1 protein-coding gene is annotated in these 1,088 nt (G+C 39.2%); it reads left to right on the top strand.

The genetic code is table 11. The features are described from left to right. Positions 1 to 101 precede the first annotated feature (101 nt). On the top strand, positions 102 to 1,088 hold a 987-nt coding region (locus tag H5187_RS23650; protein WP_182798487.1), incomplete at its 3' end, for an IS1182 family transposase.

Here is a 1,088-nt window from a genome sequence, read left to right as displayed (position 1 = left end):
AGTATCTGCTGCTTATGATCGATTAATCTATACATTTAGTTCACTTAATATACTGATATTTATATAATAAGACTATTGATTCAGTCGAGGGTTGAGGCAATATGTCAAAGTTTATAAGCGGTGAAGATCGTAACCAATCAACGTTATTTCCAGAATCGTTGGAAGACTACGTCAGTGAAGATAATACGGTCAGAGTGATTGATGTTTTCATTGAGGAACTAAATCTAGCTGAATTGGGGTTTAAAGGATTAACCTTAAAGTCCACAGGCCGCCCTAAGTATCATCCAGCCACACTATTAAAGCTTTATCTTTATGGTTACCTCAACCGTATTCAATCATCCCGCCGATTAGAAACCGAATGCCAACGCAATATTGAACTGATGTGGCTACTTGATAAGTTGGCACCCGACTTTAAAACGATTGCTGATTTTAGAAAAGACAACGGAGGCGGTATAAAAAATGTATGCAAAACGTTTGTTGAAGTCTGTCGTCGCCTGAATATGTTTGAGAAACCCGTTGTTGCCATCGATGGTAGTAAATTTAAAGCTAGCAACAACAAAGGCAATAATTTTACGCCAAGCAAAGTTAAATTTCACATCGACCGAGTCGAAAAGAACATTGAACGTTATCTTGAAGTACTTGATGAAGCCGATAAAGAGCAAGCTAACGTCACAAAAATTAAAGCCACAAAAGAGAGACTAGCTGACTTTCGCAGCCAGTTAAAAAAACTATACGAGATTAAAGAACAAGTTGAAGCTCATCCTGATAAGCAAATATCCACTACTGATCCTGATTCACGTTTAATGAAAACTCAAGGTTTTACAAGAGTTGTGAGTTATAACGTACAAAGTGCGGTTGATACCAAGCATCACCTCATAGTGGCGCATGACGTGACCAACGTGCCAGATAGAGGCCAGCTTGCGTCAATGACGAAACTCGCACAAGAAGCATTGCGCAAGAAAGATATACGGGTATTAGCAGATAAAGGTTACTTCAGTCAGCCTGATATAAAAGACACTATCGATTTGGGTGCAGAGCCAATCATGCCCAAGACGGATACATCGTCCTCTGAAAAGAAAGGGATATTT

It is taken from the genome of Pseudoalteromonas sp. SG44-1, from assembly GCF_014164315.1.
Taxonomy (GTDB): Bacteria; Pseudomonadota; Gammaproteobacteria; order Enterobacterales; family Alteromonadaceae; genus Pseudoalteromonas; species Pseudoalteromonas rhizosphaerae.
The sequence above is the reverse complement of the archived record's forward strand: the minus strand, read 5'-3'. Positions and strand labels throughout refer to the sequence as shown.